Annotated in this window: 22 protein-coding genes; 12 read left to right on the forward strand and 10 right to left on the reverse strand. The window is 70.8% G+C overall.

Features of this window, described 5'->3' with window-relative positions; translation table 11 throughout:
• Positions 1-143 precede the first annotated feature (143 nt).
• From ACFEMC_RS10650 to ACFEMC_RS10665, 4 genes are all read left to right on the forward strand, one after another.
• Positions 144-1,415 (forward strand): hypothetical protein, encoded by a 1,272-nt coding sequence (locus ACFEMC_RS10650; RefSeq protein WP_380176148.1) that lies wholly within the window; start codon positions 144-146, stop codon positions 1,413-1,415.
• A gap of 653 nt (positions 1,416-2,068) precedes the next feature.
• Complete coding sequence (locus tag ACFEMC_RS10655) at positions 2,069-4,180, forward strand: DUF4041 domain-containing protein (RefSeq protein WP_380176150.1); 2,112 nt, start codon at positions 2,069-2,071, stop codon at positions 4,178-4,180.
• Positions 4,181-5,251: 1,071 nt separating this feature from the next.
• Complete coding sequence (locus ACFEMC_RS10660; protein ID WP_380176151.1) at positions 5,252-5,905, forward strand: hypothetical protein; 654 nt, start codon at positions 5,252-5,254, stop codon at positions 5,903-5,905.
• A 134-nt stretch (positions 5,906-6,039) separates the two neighbouring features.
• Positions 6,040-6,528 carry a GNAT family N-acetyltransferase gene (locus ACFEMC_RS10665; protein ID WP_380176153.1) on the forward strand — a complete coding sequence of 163 codons (489 nt, stop codon included), beginning with the start codon at positions 6,040-6,042 and terminating at the stop codon, positions 6,526-6,528.
• A 152-nt stretch (positions 6,529-6,680) separates the two neighbouring features.
• Here the strand turns inward: ACFEMC_RS10665 and ACFEMC_RS10670 are convergent, their stop codons facing one another.
• Complete coding sequence (locus ACFEMC_RS10670; RefSeq protein ID WP_380176155.1) at positions 6,681-6,848, reverse strand: hypothetical protein; 168 nt, start codon at positions 6,846-6,848, stop codon at positions 6,681-6,683.
• A gap of 114 nt (positions 6,849-6,962) precedes the next feature.
• Between ACFEMC_RS10670 and ACFEMC_RS10675 the strand changes: the two genes are divergently transcribed.
• The 3 genes from ACFEMC_RS10675 (at position 6,963) to ACFEMC_RS10685 (ending at position 8,348) form a co-directional block, all read left to right on the forward strand.
• Positions 6,963-7,130 (forward strand): hypothetical protein, encoded by a 168-nt coding sequence (locus tag ACFEMC_RS10675; protein ID WP_380176157.1) that lies wholly within the window; start codon positions 6,963-6,965, stop codon positions 7,128-7,130.
• A gap of 157 nt (positions 7,131-7,287) precedes the next feature.
• Positions 7,288-7,824 carry a hypothetical protein gene (locus tag ACFEMC_RS10680; protein WP_380176159.1) on the forward strand — a complete coding sequence of 179 codons (537 nt, stop codon included), beginning with the start codon at positions 7,288-7,290 and terminating at the stop codon, positions 7,822-7,824.
• 215 nt (positions 7,825-8,039) lie between these two features.
• Complete coding sequence (locus ACFEMC_RS10685) at positions 8,040-8,348, forward strand: hypothetical protein (protein ID WP_380176161.1); 309 nt, start codon at positions 8,040-8,042, stop codon at positions 8,346-8,348.
• A 655-nt stretch (positions 8,349-9,003) separates the two neighbouring features.
• Here ACFEMC_RS10685 and ACFEMC_RS10690 read toward each other — a convergent pair.
• The gene (locus ACFEMC_RS10690; protein WP_380176163.1) at positions 9,004-9,345 is read right to left on the reverse strand and encodes a hypothetical protein; all 342 of its coding nucleotides are present in this window, start codon (positions 9,343-9,345) and stop codon (positions 9,004-9,006) included.
• A 97-nt stretch (positions 9,346-9,442) separates the two neighbouring features.
• Positions 9,443-9,730, reverse strand: a complete 288-nt coding sequence (locus ACFEMC_RS10695) for a hypothetical protein (RefSeq protein WP_380176165.1) — start codon at positions 9,728-9,730, stop codon at positions 9,443-9,445.
• Between the two features lie 1,189 nt (positions 9,731-10,919).
• Between ACFEMC_RS10695 and xerC the strand changes: the two genes are divergently transcribed.
• Both xerC and ACFEMC_RS10705 read left to right on the forward strand, forming a co-directional pair.
• Entirely contained in the window at positions 10,920-11,945 is a 1,026-nt protein-coding gene (gene xerC / locus ACFEMC_RS10700; protein ID WP_380176167.1) for a tyrosine recombinase XerC, read from the forward strand.
• A gap of 12 nt (positions 11,946-11,957) precedes the next feature.
• The gene (locus tag ACFEMC_RS10705; RefSeq protein ID WP_380176169.1) at positions 11,958-12,428 is read left to right on the forward strand and encodes a hypothetical protein; all 471 of its coding nucleotides are present in this window, start codon (positions 11,958-11,960) and stop codon (positions 12,426-12,428) included.
• 6 nt (positions 12,429-12,434) lie between these two features.
• Here ACFEMC_RS10705 and ACFEMC_RS10710 read toward each other — a convergent pair whose 3' ends face one another.
• The 7 genes from ACFEMC_RS10710 to ACFEMC_RS10740 all read right to left on the reverse strand — a co-directional run bounded on the left by ACFEMC_RS10710 (position 12,435) and on the right by ACFEMC_RS10740 (position 17,753).
• Entirely contained in the window at positions 12,435-12,758 is a 324-nt protein-coding gene (locus ACFEMC_RS10710) for a hypothetical protein (protein ID WP_380176171.1), read from the reverse strand.
• A gap of 26 nt (positions 12,759-12,784) precedes the next feature.
• Positions 12,785-13,225: a MarR family winged helix-turn-helix transcriptional regulator gene (locus tag ACFEMC_RS10715; RefSeq protein ID WP_380176173.1), complete on the reverse strand. Its 441-nt coding sequence runs from the start codon at positions 13,223-13,225 to the stop codon at positions 12,785-12,787.
• A gap of 104 nt (positions 13,226-13,329) precedes the next feature.
• The gene (locus tag ACFEMC_RS10720; protein ID WP_380176175.1) at positions 13,330-13,803 is read right to left on the reverse strand and encodes a MaoC family dehydratase; all 474 of its coding nucleotides are present in this window, start codon (positions 13,801-13,803) and stop codon (positions 13,330-13,332) included.
• Positions 13,800-14,708 (reverse strand): amidohydrolase family protein, encoded by a 909-nt coding sequence (locus ACFEMC_RS10725; RefSeq protein ID WP_380176177.1) that lies wholly within the window; start codon positions 14,706-14,708, stop codon positions 13,800-13,802. Before ACFEMC_RS10725 ends, ACFEMC_RS10720 begins: the two co-directional genes overlap by 4 nt.
• Before the next feature lie 6 nt (positions 14,709-14,714).
• Positions 14,715-15,647 carry an SDR family oxidoreductase gene (locus ACFEMC_RS10730; RefSeq protein ID WP_380176180.1) on the reverse strand — a complete coding sequence of 311 codons (933 nt, stop codon included), beginning with the start codon at positions 15,645-15,647 and terminating at the stop codon, positions 14,715-14,717.
• A 37-nt stretch (positions 15,648-15,684) separates the two neighbouring features.
• Positions 15,685-16,143, reverse strand: a complete 459-nt coding sequence (locus ACFEMC_RS10735) for a DUF3237 family protein (RefSeq protein ID WP_380176182.1) — start codon at positions 16,141-16,143, stop codon at positions 15,685-15,687.
• Positions 16,140-17,753 carry a long-chain fatty acid--CoA ligase gene (locus tag ACFEMC_RS10740; protein ID WP_380176184.1) on the reverse strand — a complete coding sequence of 538 codons (1,614 nt, stop codon included), beginning with the start codon at positions 17,751-17,753 and terminating at the stop codon, positions 16,140-16,142. The genes ACFEMC_RS10735 and ACFEMC_RS10740 overlap by 4 nt, the downstream gene beginning before the upstream one ends.
• Before the next feature lie 142 nt (positions 17,754-17,895).
• Here ACFEMC_RS10740 and ACFEMC_RS10745 point away from each other — a divergent pair, with 142 nt between their 5' ends.
• Genes ACFEMC_RS10745 through ACFEMC_RS10755 form a run of 3 tightly spaced genes read left to right on the forward strand, consistent with a single transcriptional unit; the run spans position 17,896 to position 20,854 of the window.
• Positions 17,896-18,720 (forward strand): IclR family transcriptional regulator, encoded by an 825-nt coding sequence (locus tag ACFEMC_RS10745; protein WP_380176186.1) that lies wholly within the window; start codon positions 17,896-17,898, stop codon positions 18,718-18,720.
• On the forward strand, positions 18,717-19,862 hold the full coding sequence (locus ACFEMC_RS10750; RefSeq protein ID WP_380176188.1) for a Rieske 2Fe-2S domain-containing protein: 1,146 nt from the start codon (positions 18,717-18,719) through the stop codon (positions 19,860-19,862). The genes ACFEMC_RS10745 and ACFEMC_RS10750 overlap by 4 nt, the downstream gene beginning before the upstream one ends.
• A complete protein-coding gene (locus ACFEMC_RS10755) occupies positions 19,859-20,854 on the forward strand; it encodes a PDR/VanB family oxidoreductase (RefSeq protein ID WP_380176190.1) in 996 nt (331 codons plus the stop codon). Before ACFEMC_RS10750 ends, ACFEMC_RS10755 begins: the two co-directional genes overlap by 4 nt.
• Positions 20,855-20,865 lie beyond the last annotated feature (11 nt).

A 20,865-nucleotide genomic window follows, 5' to 3' on the forward strand; every position in this document is an offset into this window, starting at 1 on the left:
ATCGTCGTGCTCGGCTTGCGTCCGGACATCGTCATGACCGCAAGATCATGGGCAGCCAAGACCGCGCGGATCGCGGGATGACCGCGAGGTCGTCCCAGACCGGGGGCCTAGCGGTTGAGCCGGTGCCGGGTGATGATCGCGAGGTGCGGCGACTGAGGGCGGACCGGGTCTATGAGCTGTCGTCGGGATTGTGGGTCTTGGACCGGGTGCATCCGGTCGCGGTCGTCCTCGACCCCACCAACGGGCAACTGCGCCACGTCGTGTCCTGGGAACAGGAGCCCGCGCCGGAGCAGTTGGGTGCCTTCCGGCGGGTAATCGCCGCCGAGGACGGCTTGTGGGTGCAGGAGAACGGGCTGGACGGCGGCCCGTTGCTGCGTGTCGGCCTAGACGGCATCGAGAAGGCGACCTGGCCCAACCGGTGGTTGCTGGCCGCCGCCGGCCCGGGTGGGGCGTGGTGCTCACGCCCCACGGACGTCCCGCAGCGGGTCGACCCCACCGACGAGTTCGCCGAACCGGAGGAGCCCTACGGCTGGGACGTGCTCTTGCACGTCACGGCCGATGGCCGGGTGAGCCAGGTGGAGACCGACACGGCGGTAAGCATGGTGCACACCACCGAGCAGGCAGCGTGGGTGCGCTTGGAACGCCCGCCGTACACGTTGGAACCGACCACCTCCCCCGACATGGCCTTCGTGCGCTGGACCGACCGCTGGATTGCTCTGCCCTGGGGACAGACGCCGCCGGCGAAGCTGTCGGCTGCCGAGGGCACCGGAGAGGGCGACGCGGTGTTCGAGGCCGCACTGGACCTGGTCGCCGGTCCGCTGGCCCCCGCGGCCACGCCGGGGGCGCTGGAGCGACGGGAAAGCGTGGCTCTGAACGTTCAGCGGGGCTTCGCGCCGTATGGGACCGGGAACTGGCCCTGGACGGTTCATCAGACCGGCCTGCAGACCGGTGCGGGTGAAGGCGGGGGAAGTCCCGCGGACACGGTGCTGCGCGATGAGCGGGTCGCCGGTGGTGGGCGTGAGGTGCCGCTGGCCGCGTTGGAGGACCTCGACATCAGCGCGTGGTGCTGGGCGAGGGTGCCGCGCCCGGTGGAGGTGGACTCCTACCTGCAGCGGGTGCTGGCCGCGTTCGGGAGCATGAGCGCGACCTGGCTGGGTTCGCACGGTGGGCACACCCTGGATGGGCGCGACGTGGTGGAGGGTCGCCTGCTGGGTGAGTGGCCCGATGCGCGCCTGGAGTGGACGTTCGGGCACACCTCGCGGCCTGGTCTGATCCTGCGCCGTCGGGTGGACTTGTTCGACGAGGTGGGGCGGATCGAGTACCCGGAGTACGCCGACGTGGGGTTAATGGAGGACCTGTCCACTGACCGGATCCCGCCCGCGGAGCGAGCTCGAGACGGTGTCCTCGACATGTGACAGCTCCGCCGGAGGCCGCAGTTAGGGACCTCCGCATCCGCACGGACGGCAGGGATACGTAGGTGATCCCCGCTGCTTAACTTGCACCCGGACATCGACAAGACCGTGAGGTCGTCGACGTCCTGGTCAGCGGGATGACCGTGACGTCGCCCGAGAGACGAGCGCTCATTCGATACGTGTGCAGAGGTTCGCGTCCACCAGCTGAACAAGCGTGGGCTGCTGCACAGTGTGGTCATGGTCTGGTTGTTGCTCGTGCTCGCGGGCGTGCTCTCGGCAGTGGCCGGTCTAGCCGTTGCTCGCGCCAACCCGGGTCGTTACTGGCCGGCCGTGGGGCTTCCCCCGTCACGTCCGTGGTCGTACTACGCCGCCTACGCCGCCTGCTGTGGTCTGGCTGTCTGGGCCGGAGTGCGAGGTAGTCGAGAGGGCGGCGATCTGTTGTGGCTTGGCACTCTTAGTGCTCTCCTCATCCCGCTGCTTGTTGTGCGCTCGGCCCACAACCGGAGCCTCTCTGACTGACCTGGCATGCGCCCGCGCACCACGCGCGATGACCGTACGCTGCGCGCACCGCGGGATGACCGTGAAGTCCCCGAAGTGATCAGGACTGGTTGCCGAAAACGTCCACATGACACTGTGCTGATCGGCAGAATCATCCGGTGACGAGCTTTTCGCTTCCCCGCGGCGCCAACCGCGAGCTACCCGCTCACGTCTGCCGCGGCGGGCACCTGGACGTCATCGCCTCCTGGCCGGCCCGCGCAGGAGCCGACGCCGTTGACGTCGCCGTGGTCGCAGTCACCGCCGACGGCAAGGTGCGATCGGATGCCGACTTCGTCTTCTACAACCAGTCCGCCGGTGTCGCCGGCTCTGTGCGGCACCTGGGCCAGGTCGCTCAAGCAGACCGTGCCTTTGACGGGGTCCGCTTGCAGCTGGAGGCCATCTCTTCCGACATCACCGCCCTGCACGTGACGTTGAGTGCCGAGGGTGGGCTCATCGGTCGTATCCCGGGATTCACCGTCACGCTGCACGATGCCGCTCAACAGGTTGTCGCGCAGCTGGACCTGACCGGTGCCGGTAGCGAGCCGGCGCTGATCGCCGTCGAGGTCTACCGCCGCGGCGATGGCTGGAAGGCCCGTTGCGTCGGCCAGGGCTGGGACGAGGGGTTAGCCGCTCTGGCTCGGCACTTCGGCATCAGCGTTGACGATGAGGACACCAGCCCTGACGGCGGCAGCGGATCGACGCCGACACCGGCTTCGCCTGTCGGGCACCATGCGCCGACGGGATCACCTGCACCGGCCACTCACCCGAGAGGTCAGTCTTCGACTGTCTCGCCGACTGACTCATCGCCGACCGAGTCCGCGACACGATCGCGCTGGTTGGGCCGCCGCCAACGGGCACGTGAAGAGGACAACGCCGCCCTGCGGGCTCAGCTGGCCAGCCTCGGCGGAACCGATGCCGTCCGACTGAGCGAGCAAGTCCGTCAGTTGCAAGCGGCGTTGTCGACGGCCGAAGCCGACAACGCGTTCCTGCGCGAGCAGGTTCAACAGCTGGGCGCGCTCGATGCGGTGCAGTTGGCCGCTGAGACCGCGACCCGGCGCCTGACGCTGGCGCAGCAGCAAGGTCACGCCGACCGGCGACTGCACACCGCCCGTCAGGAGTTGGAGGTGGTGACCCGTGACATCGCTGCTGCTCAAGCCGACCTGGTCCTGCTGCGGGAGAACCTGATCGTCACCGACGAGGAGGCGGTGCTGCAGGAGGCCGGGATTTACCGCTACTCCCACCCCCTCGACGACGCGGTGGCCTACAAGGCCCGTCTGGCGAACCTCAAAGACAACATCAAAGCCATGGTCCGCGACGGTGGGGCGGTACTGGCGACGACGAACTGGCAGGTCAACGGCTCCAGCCGTGACGGTGCCAAGATGGTCAAGGAAACCTCGAAGCTGATGCTGCGAGCGTTCAACGCCGAAGCCGACAACTGTGTGCGCAGCGTCCGCCCGCACACCGTTCACACCGCCACACAGCGACTGGAGAAGGCCGCCGAGACCATCGCCCGGCTGGGGACGATGATGTCGATCCGCGTCAGCGAACGGTACCTGCGCACTCGTCTGCAAGAGATCCGCCTGACCGCTGATCACCTGGCCAAGGTCGAGGAAGAACGGGAACGGCAGCGGGAGGCGCGTGAGCAGGCTCGGGAAGAAGCCAAGGCCCTGGCCGACTTCGAACGGGAACGGGCCAAGCTGCGTCGAGAGGAGGAGCACTACCTGGCCGCGTTGGAGGTGGCCAGCACCGGCGTCGCCTCATCTGCGGCCGTCGCGGACCTGCGGGCCAAGCTGGCAGACGTCCAGGAGGAGATGGTCAAGGTCGACGCCCGCCAGGCCAACCTGCGCGCCGGCTGGGTCTACGTGATCTCCAACCTCGGCGCGTTCGGTGAGCGGATGGTCAAGATCGGCATGACCCGACGTCGTGATCCCATGGATCGGGTGCGCGAGCTGGGTGATGCTTCGGTCCCGTTCCGGTTCGATGTGCACGCGCTGATCCAGAGCGAGGACGCTGTCGGCTTGGAAGGGAAGCTGCACGCCGTCTTCGCCGAGCAGCGCGTCAACCGCGTGAACCGGCATCGCGAGTTCTTCTACGCCACCCCGGCCGACGTGCGTGAGGCGCTGGCGAAGATCGCCGGTTCGCACCTGCTGACGTACAAGGACTTCGCGGAGGCGCTGGAGTGGCGTCAGAGCGGTGAGCACTTAACCCCGACGACACGCCGGGCCCGATGAGGGGGTTCACCTCAGGTTGTATCCCTGACGTCGTAGCCGAGACACGCGTGGCCTGCGCGATGACCGTGCGCCCGCGCGCACCGCGGGATGACCGTGAAGTTGTCGCCGGCACTGCCATGCTCACGACGTGCTCCGGACGCTGAGGCAGTGGTGGGCCCGCCGGCAGGAGGAGCGAGCCAGGTGGGCCTACTACGGAGATTGCTCGACCTGCCGCCATGACTGGCGAGAGCACGATCCAGCCGAGGGGTGCGGGGAGTGCTCGTACGAGATTGAGCACGAAGATCCGGACGCACCTGAGCGCGTCTGCAGAGCCGAGGCTCCGGGATGGACGGCGTGACACGCGCAACCTGCGGGATGACCGCGACATGGGTCGAAGGCGCGTGCCTACTCAGGCCGTGACCACTCAAGCCGCCAGAGGCGCCACGTGGCCAGGTAGAGCACTGCCGAGACCGTTGCGCTGGCCGCAAGCAGGATCTGCCACCAGCCGGCGGCACCTGTCACGACGATGAGCACCCAGAGCAGCACGGCACTCAGTGCCCAGATGATCCCGCCGTTGCGCGCTTGCTTCTGAGTACGCGTTGCCTTCCACCAGGGGCCCTTAGCCATGGCCGTCAGCCTGCCCCATACGGCCCAGCTCTGGAGCTAGCGCAGCCCGTCTGGGCGTGCTGACGATCTTGCGCCTTTCGGCAAGAGTGCGACGTCGCCGGCCACCGGCGACCGCGCACACCGCGGGATGACCGCGAGGTCGCGTGACGTGGTGTCTGATGGGTGACGTGGTGCAGCACTGTCTGCTGTCACCGCCAACGTGGCCACGGGCATAGCGCTGCCGCCGATGTCACCAGACCCACCAGCAAGGACGCCAGCAGCGATCCATCAGCGATGAGCTTCGTCGCCAAGCCGGCTACGACGCCTACGAGTAGGGCGGCGAGCAGCCGCCTCCAGCGGGAGGCGCCGCGCGGTGAGCGGTCGTCGGAGGCCATGCGTGAAGTCTGACGGGATCGAGGTCGCACGGATGGCGGGATGACCGTGAAGTCGGTGGCATGAGACCAGTTGTCTGGCCATGCTCGATCCGTGGCCCACCGAGAGGACCTCGCCGTCCCGCCGAACGCGAAGGGATGGAGCGACCCTCGTCCCTGGTCAGAGGTGGAGCAGGCCACCGCGACGGTGCTGGCCATGATGATCGCCCTGGATCCTGCGGGCTGCGGCTTCACCCTGGCCTACGTGCCCTACAGCCGGCTGGGTGAGGACGAGGGAGTCGACCTGTCCTGGGAGGTCAACTTCGGGCTTCCGCACTCCGGCGAGGACGCCTACGAGCTGGCCGGTCATCCCGCCGCGGTCATCGAGGAGCTCACCAAGACCTTCTCCGACGCAGGTGAGGTCCCGGTCCCAAGCGAGGTGGATGACCTCGTCCAGGAGGCCTCCCGGTCGTGGCAGGGATGGTCGCAGCTGCTGGCGGACGCGGCCCGGCTGTGCTGCCACCTGCCCGACGACGCGGGGATGGACGTGAGCGTCAGGTACTCCCCGGCCGAGCAGTTGGGGCCGTGGATCTGGACGCTGGCGATCCCGGTGCCGGGGACGGAGTACCCAGCCAGTGAGTGGGAAGGGAGCAGTCCCCTGGAGGTGCTGCGGGCGGCGCTGGAGGAGGCTGACATCTGGCTGCAAGGCCTGCCGGCTGGGCACCTGCGCGTCCTTCTAGCGCAGGAGAGCGGTCAGCCGCTTACCTGACTGCTGCTCATCGGGCAGGACCTGCCACGCGGATTGCGGGATGACCGTGAAGTTCCCCGAGGGCCGAGCCCTGCTGTGAGCCCGCGTGGGGGTGCGGTGGCTGGCTGGTCCCCGACACCCGGCAGCATGGACCGATGCAGATCACCGATGAGGAGCTGACGGTCGAGCGGGCGGAGGGCATCGACGCCGAACGCGAGGCGGCAGGCATCTGGGCCCGCGCCACCGCGAAAAGGGACCAGCTGCCTTCGGTGGCCCCGGTAGGGGACAAGCTCGCGGGCATCCAGCAGACGCTGGCCGAGCCGGGAGCCTCGCTGCACCTGGCGCGCCGTGGCCAGCGCGCCGTCGGCTTCTGCATCTTGATCCCTCAAGGGGAGTCTGTAGAGATCCGCTACCTCGCCACCGATCCCGAGGTGTGGGGCTCTGGTGGCGGGCGGGCGCTGCTCGAGCACGTGCAGGAGCACGCTCGCCGGACGGCGTTGTCTCGCGGTGAGCTGTGGGTCATTGCCGACAACGCACGAGCCATCAGTGCCTACGAGTGGGCGGGCTGGGTGGCTACCGGTGAGGTCGAGGTGCGCGGGTCGGCGGGTCGCCCGGAACGTCGTTTCGTCCGGGACTTCGGCTGATCACGTCCGTGAGAGCGAGTACATGACCGGTGCTCACGGCACCGGTCGACGTCCATGACAGCGGGATGACCGGAAGGTGGAAGAGGGCACCTGCAGAGGCGGCAACGCCATCCGGTCGGCTGAAGGTCAGCGTCAAGCCCCCGCCCAGGACCTCACCGTCGTGTCGTGCGGAGGTTGGCGAGGTACTGCATCCACAAGAACACCTCCCGGACGGCGAAGAAGAGGGCCAGGCCGGCGAGGGCGGTGAAGGCCAGACCCAGCCAGAGGGGGAAAGCGATGAGAGCGACGAAAGCGACGTTCAGCGCAACGAGGGCGATCACGCAGTCGAGGACGACCCACCCAGGCGATCTTGGGGTTGTGCCGCGTCCGCGCAGCTTCGGGCCGCGGGGTGGGTCAGAAGCGGTGCTCGAGGTGACGTCAGCCATCGGTCCAGCATGGGCCACACGCACGCGATCTGCGGGATGACCGTGCGCTTCGCGCACGGCGGGATGACCGTGCGCTTCGCGCACGGCGGGATGACCGTGCGCTTCGCGCACGGCGGGATGACCGTGCGCTTCGCGCACGGCGGGATGACCGTGCGCTTCGCGCGCACCGCGGGATGACCGTGTGGTGGCCGACCACGCAGGCGTCCCCATGACCGCGACGTCTGCGCAGAGCGTCCGCACCACGACCGCTTGGATGAGGAGGCCAGGTCGGCTTCCTAAGATCCTGTTCCAGGGCCGCTCGGACTCAGGGCGGGACGGCGAGGAGGAGTCAGAAGTGCGCGGCTACCGCATCGGCACGCGCGTCTTCTCGAGCACGGTGGCGCTAGGCCTGATCGTGCTGTGGCTGTGGGCCGGCGCTGCCACGTTGGACGCTCCGGACCGGTGGGTGATGCCGTGGCCCCTGGCGGTCATCTTGTTGATCATCTTGCGAGCTGGGCTTCGTCCCAGACTGTGGTTTCGCGGGGACGACTTGATCATCGACCAGCCGATCGTGCGCTGGATCGTTCCTGCTCAAGCCGTCGCCGGTCTTGAGTCTGAGGAGGGGGCGTTCGTCGTCGCGACTCGTACTCGCGTGATCCACCTCTTCACCTTCTCGCCGTCGTTGATCGCCACCCTGTTGGGTGACAAGCCGCAGGAGGCTGCCAGGGCAGCCGTGGAGTCGTGGTGGGTCGCAGCTGGTGGGGGACTGCGGAAGCGATCGATGAAGGAGGGGTGGAGCTTGCGTCCCCTCGTCCTGGACGCTGTGGTTTGCGTCGTGGTCGGCTGGGCGGCGTACTTACTCAGTCCAGTTGTGGCCCGTCTTGGCTTTTGACCACAAGGGCCTGTCGTCACGCGCTCTTGGCGGTGCCGCGGCCAGCGCGGTGACCGCGACGTCGCCCGCAAGGCGGCGATATGCAGGTGATCGTCGCGCTTAGCTTGACCTCGCTCATCGACATGACCACAAGATCATCGACAGCCGAGACCGCTCGGATCGCGGGATGACCGTGAAGTCCCGGACGTCTCCGCGCGGAACGGCAGACTGCGTGAGTGAGCAACGCCCTGGCCGTGGAGGCCCTGCTGCATCTGGTCCGTGTCATGGAAGCCGCTGAGACGGCGGAGAGCGCTCACCAGGAGGCGTATGAGGCCGAGCTGACGGCGACCGGTGCCCGGCATCGTGAGCAGGCCCGAGCCGCTGCGGCTGTTGCGCGCGAGCAGGTGATGTCGTGGCAGGACGAAATCGGTCGGGCTCGAGCGGACGTGCTTTGGCAGTTGGGGCAGAGTGAAGCGGACTGGTCGAGCTGGCTGGCCAAGCACACCAGCCTGCGGGGCCTGCCACGTGCCTTCGGTGCCGCCTGAGCACCCGTCCTGGATCGACCGCTCCGCGCGCACCGCGGGATGACCGTGCGCCCGCGCGCACCGCGGGATGACCGTGCGCCCGCGCGCACCGCGGGATGACCGTGCTCCGCACGCTGCGCGGGATGACCGTAAAGTCGTAGACCCGCCATGATCCCCCTCGGATCGCACCATGACCGCGAGGTCGCTCGACGGCAGACTGTCGCTATGGATGCCGAGAGGGAGCCGAGCGGGCGCCGTGTGCGTCGGTGGGTCACGTCCGCACTCTTCTGGGCCGTCCCGGTTGCTCTGGCAGCACTGCTCATGAACGCCTTGGGGTGGGCGCCGGCCGGTGGGTGGATCACTGCCTTCGTGGTTGTGGCCGTAGCGGCACTGGTCAGCGGGTGGAGCAAGTCGTTGTGGCGTTCGACCAACGGCAAGGAGTCAGACCCCAAAGGGGACTCTCACACCAAGTAGATGCTCGGCCTGTAGGCATCGACACCGCCGAAGCGTTGGCCCTCAGCGTGCGCATCAGCCCGCAGAGTCCGCTCAATCCCTAGCTCGCAACGTTGATGTTGGTGTCGCTCATCGGCAAGAGCGCGAGATCGACGACGTCCTGGCTCGCGGGATGACCGTGCGCTGCGCGCACCGGGGGATGACCGTGCGTTGTTGATAGCGCTCAGACGCTGGGCGCTTGCCCGGTGATCGGCCAGAGGTCCAGCTGCACGACGGAGTCAGGCAATGCCTCCTGTAAGGCCGCCTGGAGCTGGTGCCCGTCCTGCTCATAGATGGTGGCCGCGTCCGGTGAGTCCCACCCGCCCTCTTGGCGGTAGTGGGCATCGAACAGCTCCTGCCAGGCCAAAAGCTGCTGCGCCAGCGGCTCAGGCAGGCCCAGCCGCTCGAGGTAGCCATGTCCGAGGCAGGCGCCGACCCCGACCCACAGAGGGGTGGGAGCGAGGTAGTCGCTCATGAGCACCAGCGACCCGACCTGCTGGTCCCCGGCGCGCACCATGGAGTCCACGGTGCCAGGTACGGGCCGGCAGTGGTGCTCTCGGCGTCTAGGCGACCGCGCGCAGACGACATGACCGTGAAGTCCAGCGTCTGGTGGGGGAGTCCGGTCAGGGGGTGCGCTGTATGTCGGCCACGGGCCCGTACCGCCAGGCTCCGACCCGGGTCCACCCGTGCCGGGCCAGGGCCTCGTCGAGCTCGTCGTGGCTCCAGGGCAGTCGCAGCGGCATGGTCGCGTCGCTGAGATGCTCCAGCGCCTCGGCAGCGTCGGTGCCTTCATCGATGCCGTCGTTGAGGCCGTCGTCGATGGGGATGCGGCTGTGCTCGTCGCCGTTGGTCATCGTCAGGACGAGCTCGTCGCCAGCCAGGGTGGCGGTGCAGCGCGCGGTGAGAGGCACCCGGTGAGGATGCACTGCTGCACCTGGGGGCGGTGCCGTCGGTGGCGGCTGTCACGCCGCGGCTTGGACAGATGCCTGAGACGTTTGAACAGATCGTCTGAGACAAGACAGCGCGCAACACACGCACAGGCACGCACTGTCCGTTCTCATTCATCTTGTCCTGGCAAGAGGCTCTGACCTGCGGTTGGACAAGATGGTTGAGACGCGGGGAGCGGATCTGTCTCATTCGATCTGTCCTTGTCGAAGATCATCGGGACTCAGTAGGTGGGCTCATGCGGTACCTGAGCCCAGGCCCGGCGGCCGCGCAGCCGTCGAGCTCTGGCGACGATGACGGCGACGCTGTCGGCTGGGATCCCGCAGTCCTGGTCCCAGCAGCGGTCAGCCCCCCAAGCGCAGTCATCGTCCTGGCAGGGGGTTCTCCTGCCTGAGAGGCTCTTCCACTCATCTGCAGTCGCGTGTGGACGACGGCATGACGGACATCGAGTCGGTCTCGACGTAGCTGTGGCCTTCGGTGACGGCGCTGCCAAGAGGACCTCCTGGTGCTAGGGGTGGCGCGTTTGGTGGGCCACCGTGTCGGACCCACCGTGGACGTTGGACAGGTCTGGTGAGACGGGGACAGATCAGATGAGAACAGACACACAGCGGCACTGCGGTCGGAGGGGGTGGCCACCTGAGACTCTGTCATAATGTAGATTATCGGCGCGCCGGAAAGCGGAGCCCGACGCGTGAGGACTCGCCACGACGGAACCGCTCCGACGGGCAACCGCAGATCATCGCGACCACGTCAGCGTCAGCACGCCAGCGCCGGATGAGCGGCCGGCATCCTTCCTGCGGCGCGGCGCGGCGCCGACGCCTCCGACGGCTCGCTGCGCGCAACGCTCGCGTCGCGTGACGCCTGGACATGCCCGGGCCGGGCACCGACCGGCGCGGCCCGGCCGACGGTTCTCGGCCGCCGGTCCACGATGCGCCACGCCGTCGAGCCGATGGCCCCCACGAACCGGCACGTCCACGTGTCGACGAGCCCACCGGGCACGTCCGCCTCAGGCACCGCCCGGAGACGAGCTGGAGCTGTCCCCGAACTGCGCATAACGACGGATATGCGGCCAGAACGCAGTCAACTCCCCCGATGCCGTTGCGCCGCAACGCTTCCGCTTGACGCGGCACTCCCCCGGCAGGTATCGTCACCAGCATGGCTCCCCTGAACCCCGGGGTTCTCGAGTCCCTCACCACTTCCTCCGCCCTGTCGGCCGCGGTCCAGGCCTACGAAGTGGCCCGACTCCCCCGCAAGGACTCCCCCAACACCCTCGCCGCCCGGTCCCGCGACGTCGCCGGCATCACCCCGCGCCTGGCCGCCGTCGCCGGCGTCACCGAACCCCTCGTGGGCGACCTCACGACGCCCGCCCTGCGGGCCGCGTTCGCCGACTTCTCCCTCGACCACGCCCGCAGTTCCATCGCGCGGTGCTGGTCGACGTGGAACGGGTTGTGCGGTTTCCTCGTCGCCGAGGACGTCCTGCCCGGGAACCCGATGTCGGGTGTCCACCGTCCGCGTCCGGTCGACCAGGGGCCGAAGCCGTTGCGCGGCAACGACACCCCGGAGGTCCTCCTGGACGCGGTGGCTGCGGGTCGGCGGGCACGGGACCCGTGGCCCGAACGGGACCTGGCGGTCGTGGCGACGTTGCTGGTGACGGGCATCCGCAGCGCGGAACTCGTGGGCCTGCGGATCGGCGACCTCGCCGGGACGGCCGGGGAACGACGGGTCCGGGTGCGCGGCAAGGGCGGCGCCGAGCGCAGCCTGCCCGTCGAGGAGGCGCTGGCCGAGCTCGTCGACCGGTACCTGGCGAGCCGCGCCCGACGGTTCCCCGCGTCCCGAGGGCCGCGCCTGGACGCACCGCTCTTCGTCGACACGCGCGGACGCGAACTGTCCCGCCACCAGCTGCAGTACCTCGTCGAGCAGTGCTACCGCGCCGCCGGGGTCAGCGACCGCGTCCAGCGCGGCGCCCTCGTGCACGCGCTGCGGCACACGTTCGCGACCCGCGTCGTGGCGGGTGGGGCCAGTGCGGTCGAGGTGATGCGGCTGCTGGGCCACCGGAGCCTGGCCACGTCGCAGCAGTACGTCGACGCCGGCGCCGACGAGCTGCGCTCGGCCGCCGCGGCCAGCCGCTCCTACGCGGCGCTGCGGACGCTGGCCGGCAACGCCGGGGCGGCCCAGCCGTGACATGATCCGAGCATGGCGACGACGCGGCGGACGCACTGCGCGAACAAGATGCCCTGGCCGGCGGGGAACCACCGCAGCCTGGAGCGGTTCCTCGACGACGCGGAGCGGGCGGGGACGCTCGACATCATCGCCGACCACCCGCAGGCGGCGACGGTGCTGGCGTTCGCCCCGCACAGCCTGGACGCCGAGACCGTCGGCACCGTCCTGCGCTTCGCGGAGTCGCAGGAGCAGGGACAGGCGTTCCCCGCGGCCTGGCAGCACTGGCTGCAGGCCACCGACGGCCGCTACGAGGACCGGGCGGCCGCCGCGGCGGGCTTCGCCGACTTCGCCGAGGCCGTCGACCACGACCACTGGGAGGCCCGCGGCGACGCTCCCGTCGAGGAGACGCTCACGGGCTTCATCGACGTCGTCGTCGCCCGCGAGGACGGCACCACGCCCCGTGAGGCCCTGGACGCCGCCACGGGCGTCACGACCGGGGACTGAGGCGCCTCAGCCGCGGCGGTCGCGCTGGTAGGCCGTCCACGCGGCGGTGCAGGCGTCGCAGCGGCACCGCAGGTTGCGGTACCCGTTGGCGCTGCCGTGCCGGGGGTCGTCCGGATCGGCCCGGAACGCCGCGGCGGTGTCGGCGGCCGACGGACGGGCGGCCGCCGGCCCCAACCCCAGTTCCTCGCGCCAGACGCGGATCGTGGGGTGGCTCACGCCGAGCAGCCGGCCCGCCTCCTGCTGCGGCAGGTCCGCCGTCGCCTCGACGGCCTCGCGCCAGCTCGCGTGCCCGGCGCGGCGGGCGATCTCGTCTCGGTCGTAGCGGGGCACCGGCGCACCCTACGACGCGGACCCGCTCACCGTGGCGGTGTCTCCCCCAGCGCCCTGCGCGACACCTGCAGCGCCTTGCGGAACGTCTCACGCTCGCGCACCCCGAGCCCGCGCACCATCTCCGACTCGATCTCGGCGACGGGCTCGCGCAGCTCGTCGAGGACGTGTTGCGCCGAGGGGGTGAGCGTCAGCAGCATCCGCCGCCGGGAGCGTTCGTCGACCTCGCGCGACAGGTGCCCCTTGGCCTCGAGGTCCACGACCATCTGCGCCATCGTCTGGGCCCGGACGAAGGAGTTGCGCGCCAGGTCGGCCGAGGTCATCCCGGGGTGACGTTCCAGGACGGTGAGGGCCGTGTACTGCAGCGACGTGAGCCCGTGCCCGCCCACGACGGCGTCCAGCCGGTTGCGGATGGCGAGCTCGACCTGCTTGATGAGGTACAGCAGGGTCACGTCGGTCTGGCTGGTCACCGCCCCATCCAACCCTACGGCCGCCGCCGCGCAGCCCGGGCCGTCGGCCCCCGCACCTGTGGTGCGGGGGCCGACGGTGCGCCCGACGGTGTGGTCGACGGTGCTCAGGCGTAGAAGCGGACGAGGAAGTCGACGACGACCGCGGGTCGCTCCTGGCCCTCGACCTCGATGGCGCCGGACACGGTCAACTGCACGCCGCCCTTGACCTCGGTGACCTCCTTGAGCGTCCCGGCGAAGCGCACCCGGGAGCCCGCGGGGACCGGCGCGGTGAACCGGACGCGGTCCATCCCGTAGTTCACCTTGGTCGTGACGCCCTCGACGTCGAAGACCTCCGACCACAGCGGGATCAGCAGCGAGAGCGTGAGGAACCCGTGGGCGATGGTCCCGCCGAAGGGGCCGTCCTTGGCGCGTTCGGGGTCGGTGTGGATCCACTGGTCGTCCCCGGTGGCCACGGCGAAGCGGTCGATGCGTTCCTGGTCGACGAGCAGCCAGCTCGACGGTCCGACCTCGGTGCCGACCAGGCCGGTCAGCTCGTCGAAGCGCACGACCTTCTGGGTGGTGGTGCTGTCGGTGGTCATCGGTTCTCCTCGGTGGGTTCGGTGGGCTCGGGCCGGAGCCCGAGGATGCGCAACGCGTTGTCGCGCAGGATGAGGGGGCGCACCTCGTCCCGGATCGGGAGGTTCGCGAAGTCCTTCATCCACACGTCGGGATGGATGAGGGGGAAGTCGGAGGCGAACAGCACCTGGTGGCGCAGGAACGTGTCGGCGGCCCGCACCAGGGCCGGCGGGAAGTACTTGGGCCGCCACCCCGACAGGTCGATCGCCACGTTCGCCTTGTGGGTCGCGATGGAGATCGCCTCGTCCTGCCACGGGACGGAGGGGTGGGCGAAGATCAAGGTCAGGTCCGGGAACTCCGCAGCGACGTCGTCGAGCAGCATGGGGTCGGAGTACCGCAGCTTGAACCCGTGCCCGCCACGGACCCCGGCGCCGATGCCGGTCTGACCCGTGTGGACGACCACGGGCAGACCCAGGTCGGCCAGCGCGGCCCAGAACGGACGGTGCTGCGGCGCGGAGGGGTCGAAACCCTGCACCGTGGGGTGCAGCTTGAAACCCCGGGCGCCGTGGTCGAAGGCGAGGGACCGCAGGCGGTCCAGAGCGTCGGGCCGGTGCGGGTCGACCGAACCGAAGGGGACCAGGACGTCGGCGTGGTCGGCGGCCTGCTCCACCACCTGCTCGCTGGGGATCGGCGGGTGGCCCAGCTGGTGCTCGGCGTCGACGGTGAACACCACCGCCGCCATGGACCGCTCCCGGTAGAACTGTGCGATCGAGGCGATGTCGGGGGTGACGCCGTCGGTGCGGAAGTACTTCGCGGCGGCCGCCGCGAGGTCCGGTGGCAGCGAGCAGTGGCCGTGGTCGCCGACCTCGACGTGGACGTGGGTGTCGACGGCCGTGACGGCGTCGACGTCGATCTCCGGTCGGTACACGCCGGATCAGGCCTGCGGGCGCACGAGGTCGGCGGGCAGCTCGGGGAACCGTTCGCCCACGGACTGCAGGTTCTCGCGCAGCGTCGGGCCGAACTGCGCCGCGATGGTGTCGGCGTCCCAGCCGCCCTCGTGGTGGACGGTCAGGACGGGTTCGGGGTGGCTCCACACCTGCAGCCGGTCTCCGCCGGCCCCGAGGACCTGGCCGCTGATGCCGGCGGACTCGTCGGAGGCGAGGAACACCACGAGGCCCGCGACGTCCTCGGGGGAGCCGAAACCGAGGTCGTGGCGGTAGAACGAGGGGATCGGCTCGCCGGCGTCCATCGCCTCCACGGCGGCCGCGAAGTACGGGACGGTGCGGGTCATGGCGGTGGCGGCGACGGGGACGACCGCGTTCACGGTGACCTGCGCCTTCTTCATCTCCAGCGCCCAGGTGCGGACCATGCCGACGATCGCGGCCTTGGCGGCCGCGTAGTTCGTCTGGCCGAAGTTCCCGCGCTGGCCGGTGGGCGAGCCGATGGTCACGATGCGGCCGGCGACGCCACGTTCCTTGAAGGAGGCGAACGCGGCACGGACGCAGGAGAACGTGCCCCGGACGTGGACCGCGAGCACCGCGTCGAAGTCGTCGTCGCTCATCTTCAGCAGCGACTTGTCCCGCAGGATCCCCGCGTTCGTCACCAGGACGTCGAACCCACCGAACTCGGCCAGCGCCGTGTCGACCAGCTGCTGCGCCGTCTCGGCCGACCCCACGGGCGCGACGACCGCCACGGCGCGCCCGCCGGCGGCCTCGACCGCCTCGACGGTGCTGCGCGCGGCCGCCTCGACCGCGTCGTTGACGACGACCGCGGCACCGGCCTGCGCCAGGGCGACCGCGTACGCGGCGCCCAGGCCCGCCCCGGCACCGGTGACGACCGCGACCTTGCCCTGCAACGTGGTGCTCATGTGCTGCTTCCTCCTGTGGTGGAACGGTTCGGGGTGCTCAGAGGACGGTGAAGACCTGGACGTCGACCCGTCGGGGGTGCCGTCGGGCGTCGGCGACGAACACGCGGCCGCAGACCCACGCCCAGTCGGGCGCCGCGCTCGACAGTCGTGGGGTGCAGCGGAAGTACACGCGGTCCGCGTCGACGACCTCACCGCGCGCGAGGGCCGCCATGTCCTGCGGCGATCCGCTGCGGACGCCGCGGTTGTGCACCGAGAGGCGGTCACCGGACGAGGTCTCCACGACGTACTGCGCGTCGAGGAGGGCGAACCCGGGGGTCAGCACCTGGTGGTCGGCGCCACCGGGCAGGACGCGACCGGTCAACCCGCCGGGGCCGTCGAGGGTGCCGCCGACGACGGGGACCATGCGGCGGTGTCCGTCGGGGGCCGTTCCGAGGTCGACGGGTTCGCCGACCTCGATGCGCAGCGTGAACAGTTCCTCCAGGGCCGGGGTGCTCACCGGGGCACGACCTGCTGGGCGGCCGGCTGGGCGGCGAGGAGGGCCGCGACGTCGTCCGCGGCCCGCCGACGCAGGTCGACGCGGCGGATCTTGCCCGTGCCGCCCATGGGCAGTTCGTCGACGCAGAACACCCACCGGGGCACCTTGTAGGCCGCGATGCGGGTGCGCAACTGCTCGCGCAGTTCGTCCGGGTCGATCGTGGCGCCCTCCAGGGCCGTGACGTAGGCGGCCCCCACCTCGCCCCAGCGGTCGTCGGCGACGGCGACCAGGGCCGTCGTGGCGACCCCCGGCAGGCTGGCGATGACGGCCTCCACCTCGGCGGGGTACACGTTCTCCCCGCCGGAGATGAACAGGTCCTTGAGCCGGTCCACCACGCGGACGCGGCCCTCGTCGTCGACGTCGACGACGTCCCCCGTCCGGTACCAGTCCCCCGCCTCACCGGTGAAGGCGTCGGCGCTGTCCTGGGGGCGGCCCCAGTACCCCGCGAAGACGTTCGGGCCGCGCACCAGCAGTTCCGAGGGCGTCGTGGCCTGGTCCAGCGGGACGGGCCGTCCGTCGGAGCCGACGGCCGCGACGTCGACGAAGAAGTGCGGCGCGCCCACCGACGTGGGTCGGGCGGCACCGTCGGCCGGGGTCTCCATGAACACGCCGGGCGCCGCTTCCGTCATGCCGTAGCCCTGCACGACCTCGACGCCGCGCTCACGCCAGGCGGCCGCGACGCGCTCCACGACGGCCGAGCCGCCGTAGACGACGGTGTGCAGGGACGAGAGGTCCGCGCCCGGCCAGGAGGGGTGGTCGACCATCATCTGCAGCATCGTCGGGACGCAGGCGAAGCTCGAGGCGCGGAACTCCTCGACGGTGCGCAGCAGACCGGCGGCGTCGAACCGCGGCAGGACCTCGACACGGCCGCCCTTGAGCAGCGTCGGCAACGTGATCTGCCCGAGCCCCACGGCGTGGAAGAGCGGCGCCGTGCACAGGGCCCGCTCCCGGCGCGAGACGTCGACGTGGGTGAGCTGGTTCAGCGTGTTCCACGTGAGGTTCCCGTGGGTCAGGACGGCGCCCTTGGGGCGGCCGGTGGTCCCCGAGGTGTAGAGGACGACGGCGGGGTCGTCGAGGGAGGCGCCCTCGAGCGCGGGGGCGGAGACCGCCCCCAGCAGGACGTCCTCCAGCGGAGCCGACGTCACCCCCGGCACCTCGCCGGTCGACAGCACGGCGCGCAGCGGCACGTCCTCGGCCAGGACCGCGGCGGCGACGGCGTCCACCCCCGGCCCCACGACGAGGACCTCGGAGCCGGAGTCGCGCAGCGCGAACGCCAGCTCGCGGGCGACGAGTCGGACGTTGAGGGGGACGAACACGGCGCCCGCGCGGCCGCAGGCGAAGAGCAGCTCCACGGCCGCGAGGTCGTTGAGGCCCAGGTAGGCGACCCGGTCACCGCGGCGAACCCCCAGCCCCGCCAGACCGCCGGCCAGCCGGTCGGTGCGCGCGGCGAGCTCGCGGTAGCTGCGCGTCCGGTCCGCCTGGCTGAGGGCCGTGGCGTCCGGGTCGATGCGGGCGCGGCGCGCGGGCCACGACCCCAGTCCACGGTCGAGCAGGGTGTCGAAGCCGTCCACGGGTGCTGCTCCTCGGTCCACGTCGTCGGGGTCGTCAGGGGTCTTGCCAGTGTCCTGCCGCGGTCGGGGGACGACCACGGCACGAGTGTGCAGATCGACAGGAACCCTGTCAATCGTGGCGTGGACGGGGCATGCTGTCCGGGTGACCCTCACGTCGCGCACCTTCGAGGTGCTCGCCGCCTTCACCCCCGGACGCCGGTCCCAGCGGCTGGCCGACCTGGCGGCCGCCACCGGCCTGCCCCTCACGACCACCCACCGCATCGTGGGCGACCTGCTGCGCTGCGGCGCCCTCGAGCGCGACCCGGACGGCACTCTGCACGTCGGCCTGCGACTGTGGGAGATCGGCTCGCTGGCCCCCCGCGGCAACGCCCTGCGCGACGCCGCGCTCCCCTTCCTCGAGGACCTCTACGTCGCCACGCGCGAGAACGTCCAGCTCGCCGTCCGCGAGGGCCTCGAGAGCGTCTTCGTCGAACGCCTCACCGGCCGCGACGCCGTCACCGTCATGACCCGGGTGGGCACCCGCTTCCCGCTGGCCTCCACCGGCGTCGGCCGGGCCCTGCTGGCCCACGCCCCCACGCACGTGCAGGAGGCGGCCCTCGCCCTGCCCGTCCGGCGCTGGACGCCACACACCGTCACCGACCCCGCCCGGCTGCGCGCCGCGCTCGCCGAGGTGCGCCGCACCGGGGTCGCCGTCAGCGACCGCGAGGTCACCCCCGACGCCGTGTCCGTCGCGGCACCGGTCCGCGGCCCCGACGGGGACGTCGTCGCCGCCGTCTCCCTCGTCGTCCACAGCGCGGCCGCCGCCCCCGTCGCCCTCGGGCCGGCCGTCCGTGCCGCCGCGCTCGGGATCTCCCGGGCGCTGGGCGCACCGCCTTCCGCTGTGCGGAACCAGCTCTGGCGCGACGCCGCACCCACGACGGAGGGTGCAGCGCACGAGCCACCGGCTCCCACCGCACCGCCGCGATGACCAGGAGGACCCCCGTGACCGAGCTCGACGTCCCCGGGCGCGTGACCGCCAAGATCTTCCCGCACCCCCTCAACGCCTGGTACGCCGCCGCGTGGGACCACGAGGTCACCGCCAAGGCCCCCATGGCCCGGACCGTCGCCGGCCGGCCCCTGGCCCTCTACCGCACCCAGGACGGACGGCCCGTCGCCCTCGACGACGCCTGCTGGCACCGGCTCGCGCCCCTGTCCCAGGGCAAGCTCGTCGGCCGTGACGGCATCCAGTGCCCGTACCACGGCCTGCAGTACAACGCCGCCGGCCGCTGCACCGCGATGCCCGCCCAGCCCACCGTCAACCCCAGCGCCCTCGTCACCTCCCACCCCGTCGTCGAGCGCTACCGCTACGTCTGGGTCTGGCCCGGCGACCCCCTGCTCGCCGACGCCGACCTCATCCCCGACATGCACCAGATGGACTCCCCCCAGTGGGCCGGCGACGGCCTCACCATCGAAGCGCCCTGCAACTACCAGCTCATCCTCGACAACCTCATGGACCTCACCCACGAGGAGTTCGTCCACGGCTCCAGCATCGGCCAGGCCGAACTGTCCGAGAGCGAGTTCACCACCCGCCACGAGGACGACGGCAGCGTCACCGTCACCCGCTGGATGCACGACGTCGAACCCCCGCCGTTCTGGCGCAAGAACATGCGCGACAAGTTCCCCGGTTTCGAAGGCCGCGTCGACCGCTGGCAGATCATCCACTACTACGCACCCTCGACCATCTGCATCGACGTCGGCGTCGCCGAAGCCGGCACCGGGGCCCCCGAGGGCGACCGTTCCCGCGGCGTCAACGGCTACGTCATGAACACCATCACCCCCGAGACCGACACCACGTCGCACTACTTCTGGGCGTTCATGCGGAACTACCGCCTCGACAGCCAGCTCATCACCACCCAGCTGCGCGAAGGCGTCCACGGCGTCTTCGCCGAGGACGAGGCCATGCTCGTCGCCCAGCAGCGCGCGATCGACGCCAACCCCGACAAGGTGTTCTACAGCCTCACCATCGACGCCGGCGGCATGTGGGTGCGCCGCATCCTCGACCGGATGCTCGCCGCCGAGGGCCGCTCCCTCCCCGTCCCCAGCAGCGCCCCCACCCAGGTCACCCCGTGAACGCCCGCACCTTCCACGACGCCCGCGTCGTCGAGACCCGCGACGTCGCCACGAGCATCCGGCGCGTCGTCCTCGAACCCCCGGCCGGCGCTCGCCGGCGCGCCGACCCCGGCACCCACCTCGACGTCCGCGTCGAGGTCCCCGGGGGACGGCAGGAGATCCGCTCCTACTCCGTCGTCGACTCCACCCCCGACGGATCACGCCTCGCGATCACCGTCCTGCGCTCCCCCGCCAGCCGCGGCGGATCGTCCCACGTCCACGGCCTGCAGGCCGGAGACGTGCTGCGCTGCACCGGTCCCCTCCAGAACTTCCCCGTGCGCATCGGCGCCGAGCGCTACCTGCTCATCGCCGGGGGCGTCGGGATCACGGCGCTCGCGGCCGCGGCGCGGACCCTCACGCGCCTCGGCGCCCACGTGGACCTGCACTACGCCGGTCGCTCCCGCGACCGCATGCCCTACCTCGCGGACCTGCAGGCGGAACTCGGTGAACGGGTCCAAGTGGCGATCTCCGACGAGGGCACCCGTCTCGACGTCGACGCGCTCGTCGCCCGCACGGCCCGGGAGGCCCCCGGCACCGAGGCCTACGTGTGCGGCCCGCTCGCCCTGCTCGACGCCGTGACCCACGCCTGGCGACGGCACGGCCTGCCCTCGACCGCGTTGCGGTACGAGACGTTCGGCAGCTCCGGCCGGCACACCGCGCAGGCGTTCCGCGTGCACCTGCCCGCCCTCGGCATCGAGACCGTCGTCGAGCCCGGCAGCACGGTGCTGGAGTCGTTGCAGCGCAGCGGTGCCGACCTCATGTACGACTGCCTCAAGGGGGAGTGCGGGCTGTGCGTCCTGCCCGTCCGCCGGGTCGACGGCGTCGTCGACCACCGGGACGTCTACCTGTCGCAGGAGCAGCAGGTCGACGGGGGCTCCGTCTGCGTCTGCGTCTCGCGGGTCGCCGCCGGACCGGAGGGGCGCGAACCCCTCCTGGTCCTCGACCTGCCCTGACCGCCCCGACC

The sequence above is a fragment of the Kineococcus sp. DHX-1 genome, assembly GCF_042473625.1.
In the GTDB taxonomy this organism is placed as follows: domain Bacteria; phylum Actinomycetota; class Actinomycetes; order Actinomycetales; family Kineococcaceae; genus Kineococcus.

Excerpts from the sequence above, each read along its gene's own strand:
- ACFEMC_RS10665 (WP_380176153.1), top strand. The coding sequence starts at position 6,040 with ATGCAGATCACCGATGAGGAGCTGACGGTCGAGCGGGCGGAGGGCATC.
- ACFEMC_RS10675 (WP_380176157.1), top strand. The coding sequence starts at position 6,963 with ATGGGCCACACGCACGCGATCTGCGGGATGACCGTGCGCTTCGCGCAC.
- xerC (WP_380176167.1), top strand. The coding sequence starts at position 10,920 with ATGGCTCCCCTGAACCCCGGGGTTCTCGAGTCCCTCACCACTTCCTCC.
- ACFEMC_RS10705 (WP_380176169.1), top strand. The coding sequence starts at position 11,958 with ATGGCGACGACGCGGCGGACGCACTGCGCGAACAAGATGCCCTGGCCG.
- ACFEMC_RS10720 (WP_380176175.1), bottom strand. The coding sequence starts at position 13,803 with ATGACCACCGACAGCACCACCACCCAGAAGGTCGTGCGCTTCGACGAG.
- ACFEMC_RS10730 (WP_380176180.1), bottom strand. The coding sequence starts at position 15,647 with ATGAGCACCACGTTGCAGGGCAAGGTCGCGGTCGTCACCGGTGCCGGG.
- ACFEMC_RS10750 (WP_380176188.1), top strand. The coding sequence starts at position 18,717 with ATGACCAGGAGGACCCCCGTGACCGAGCTCGACGTCCCCGGGCGCGTG.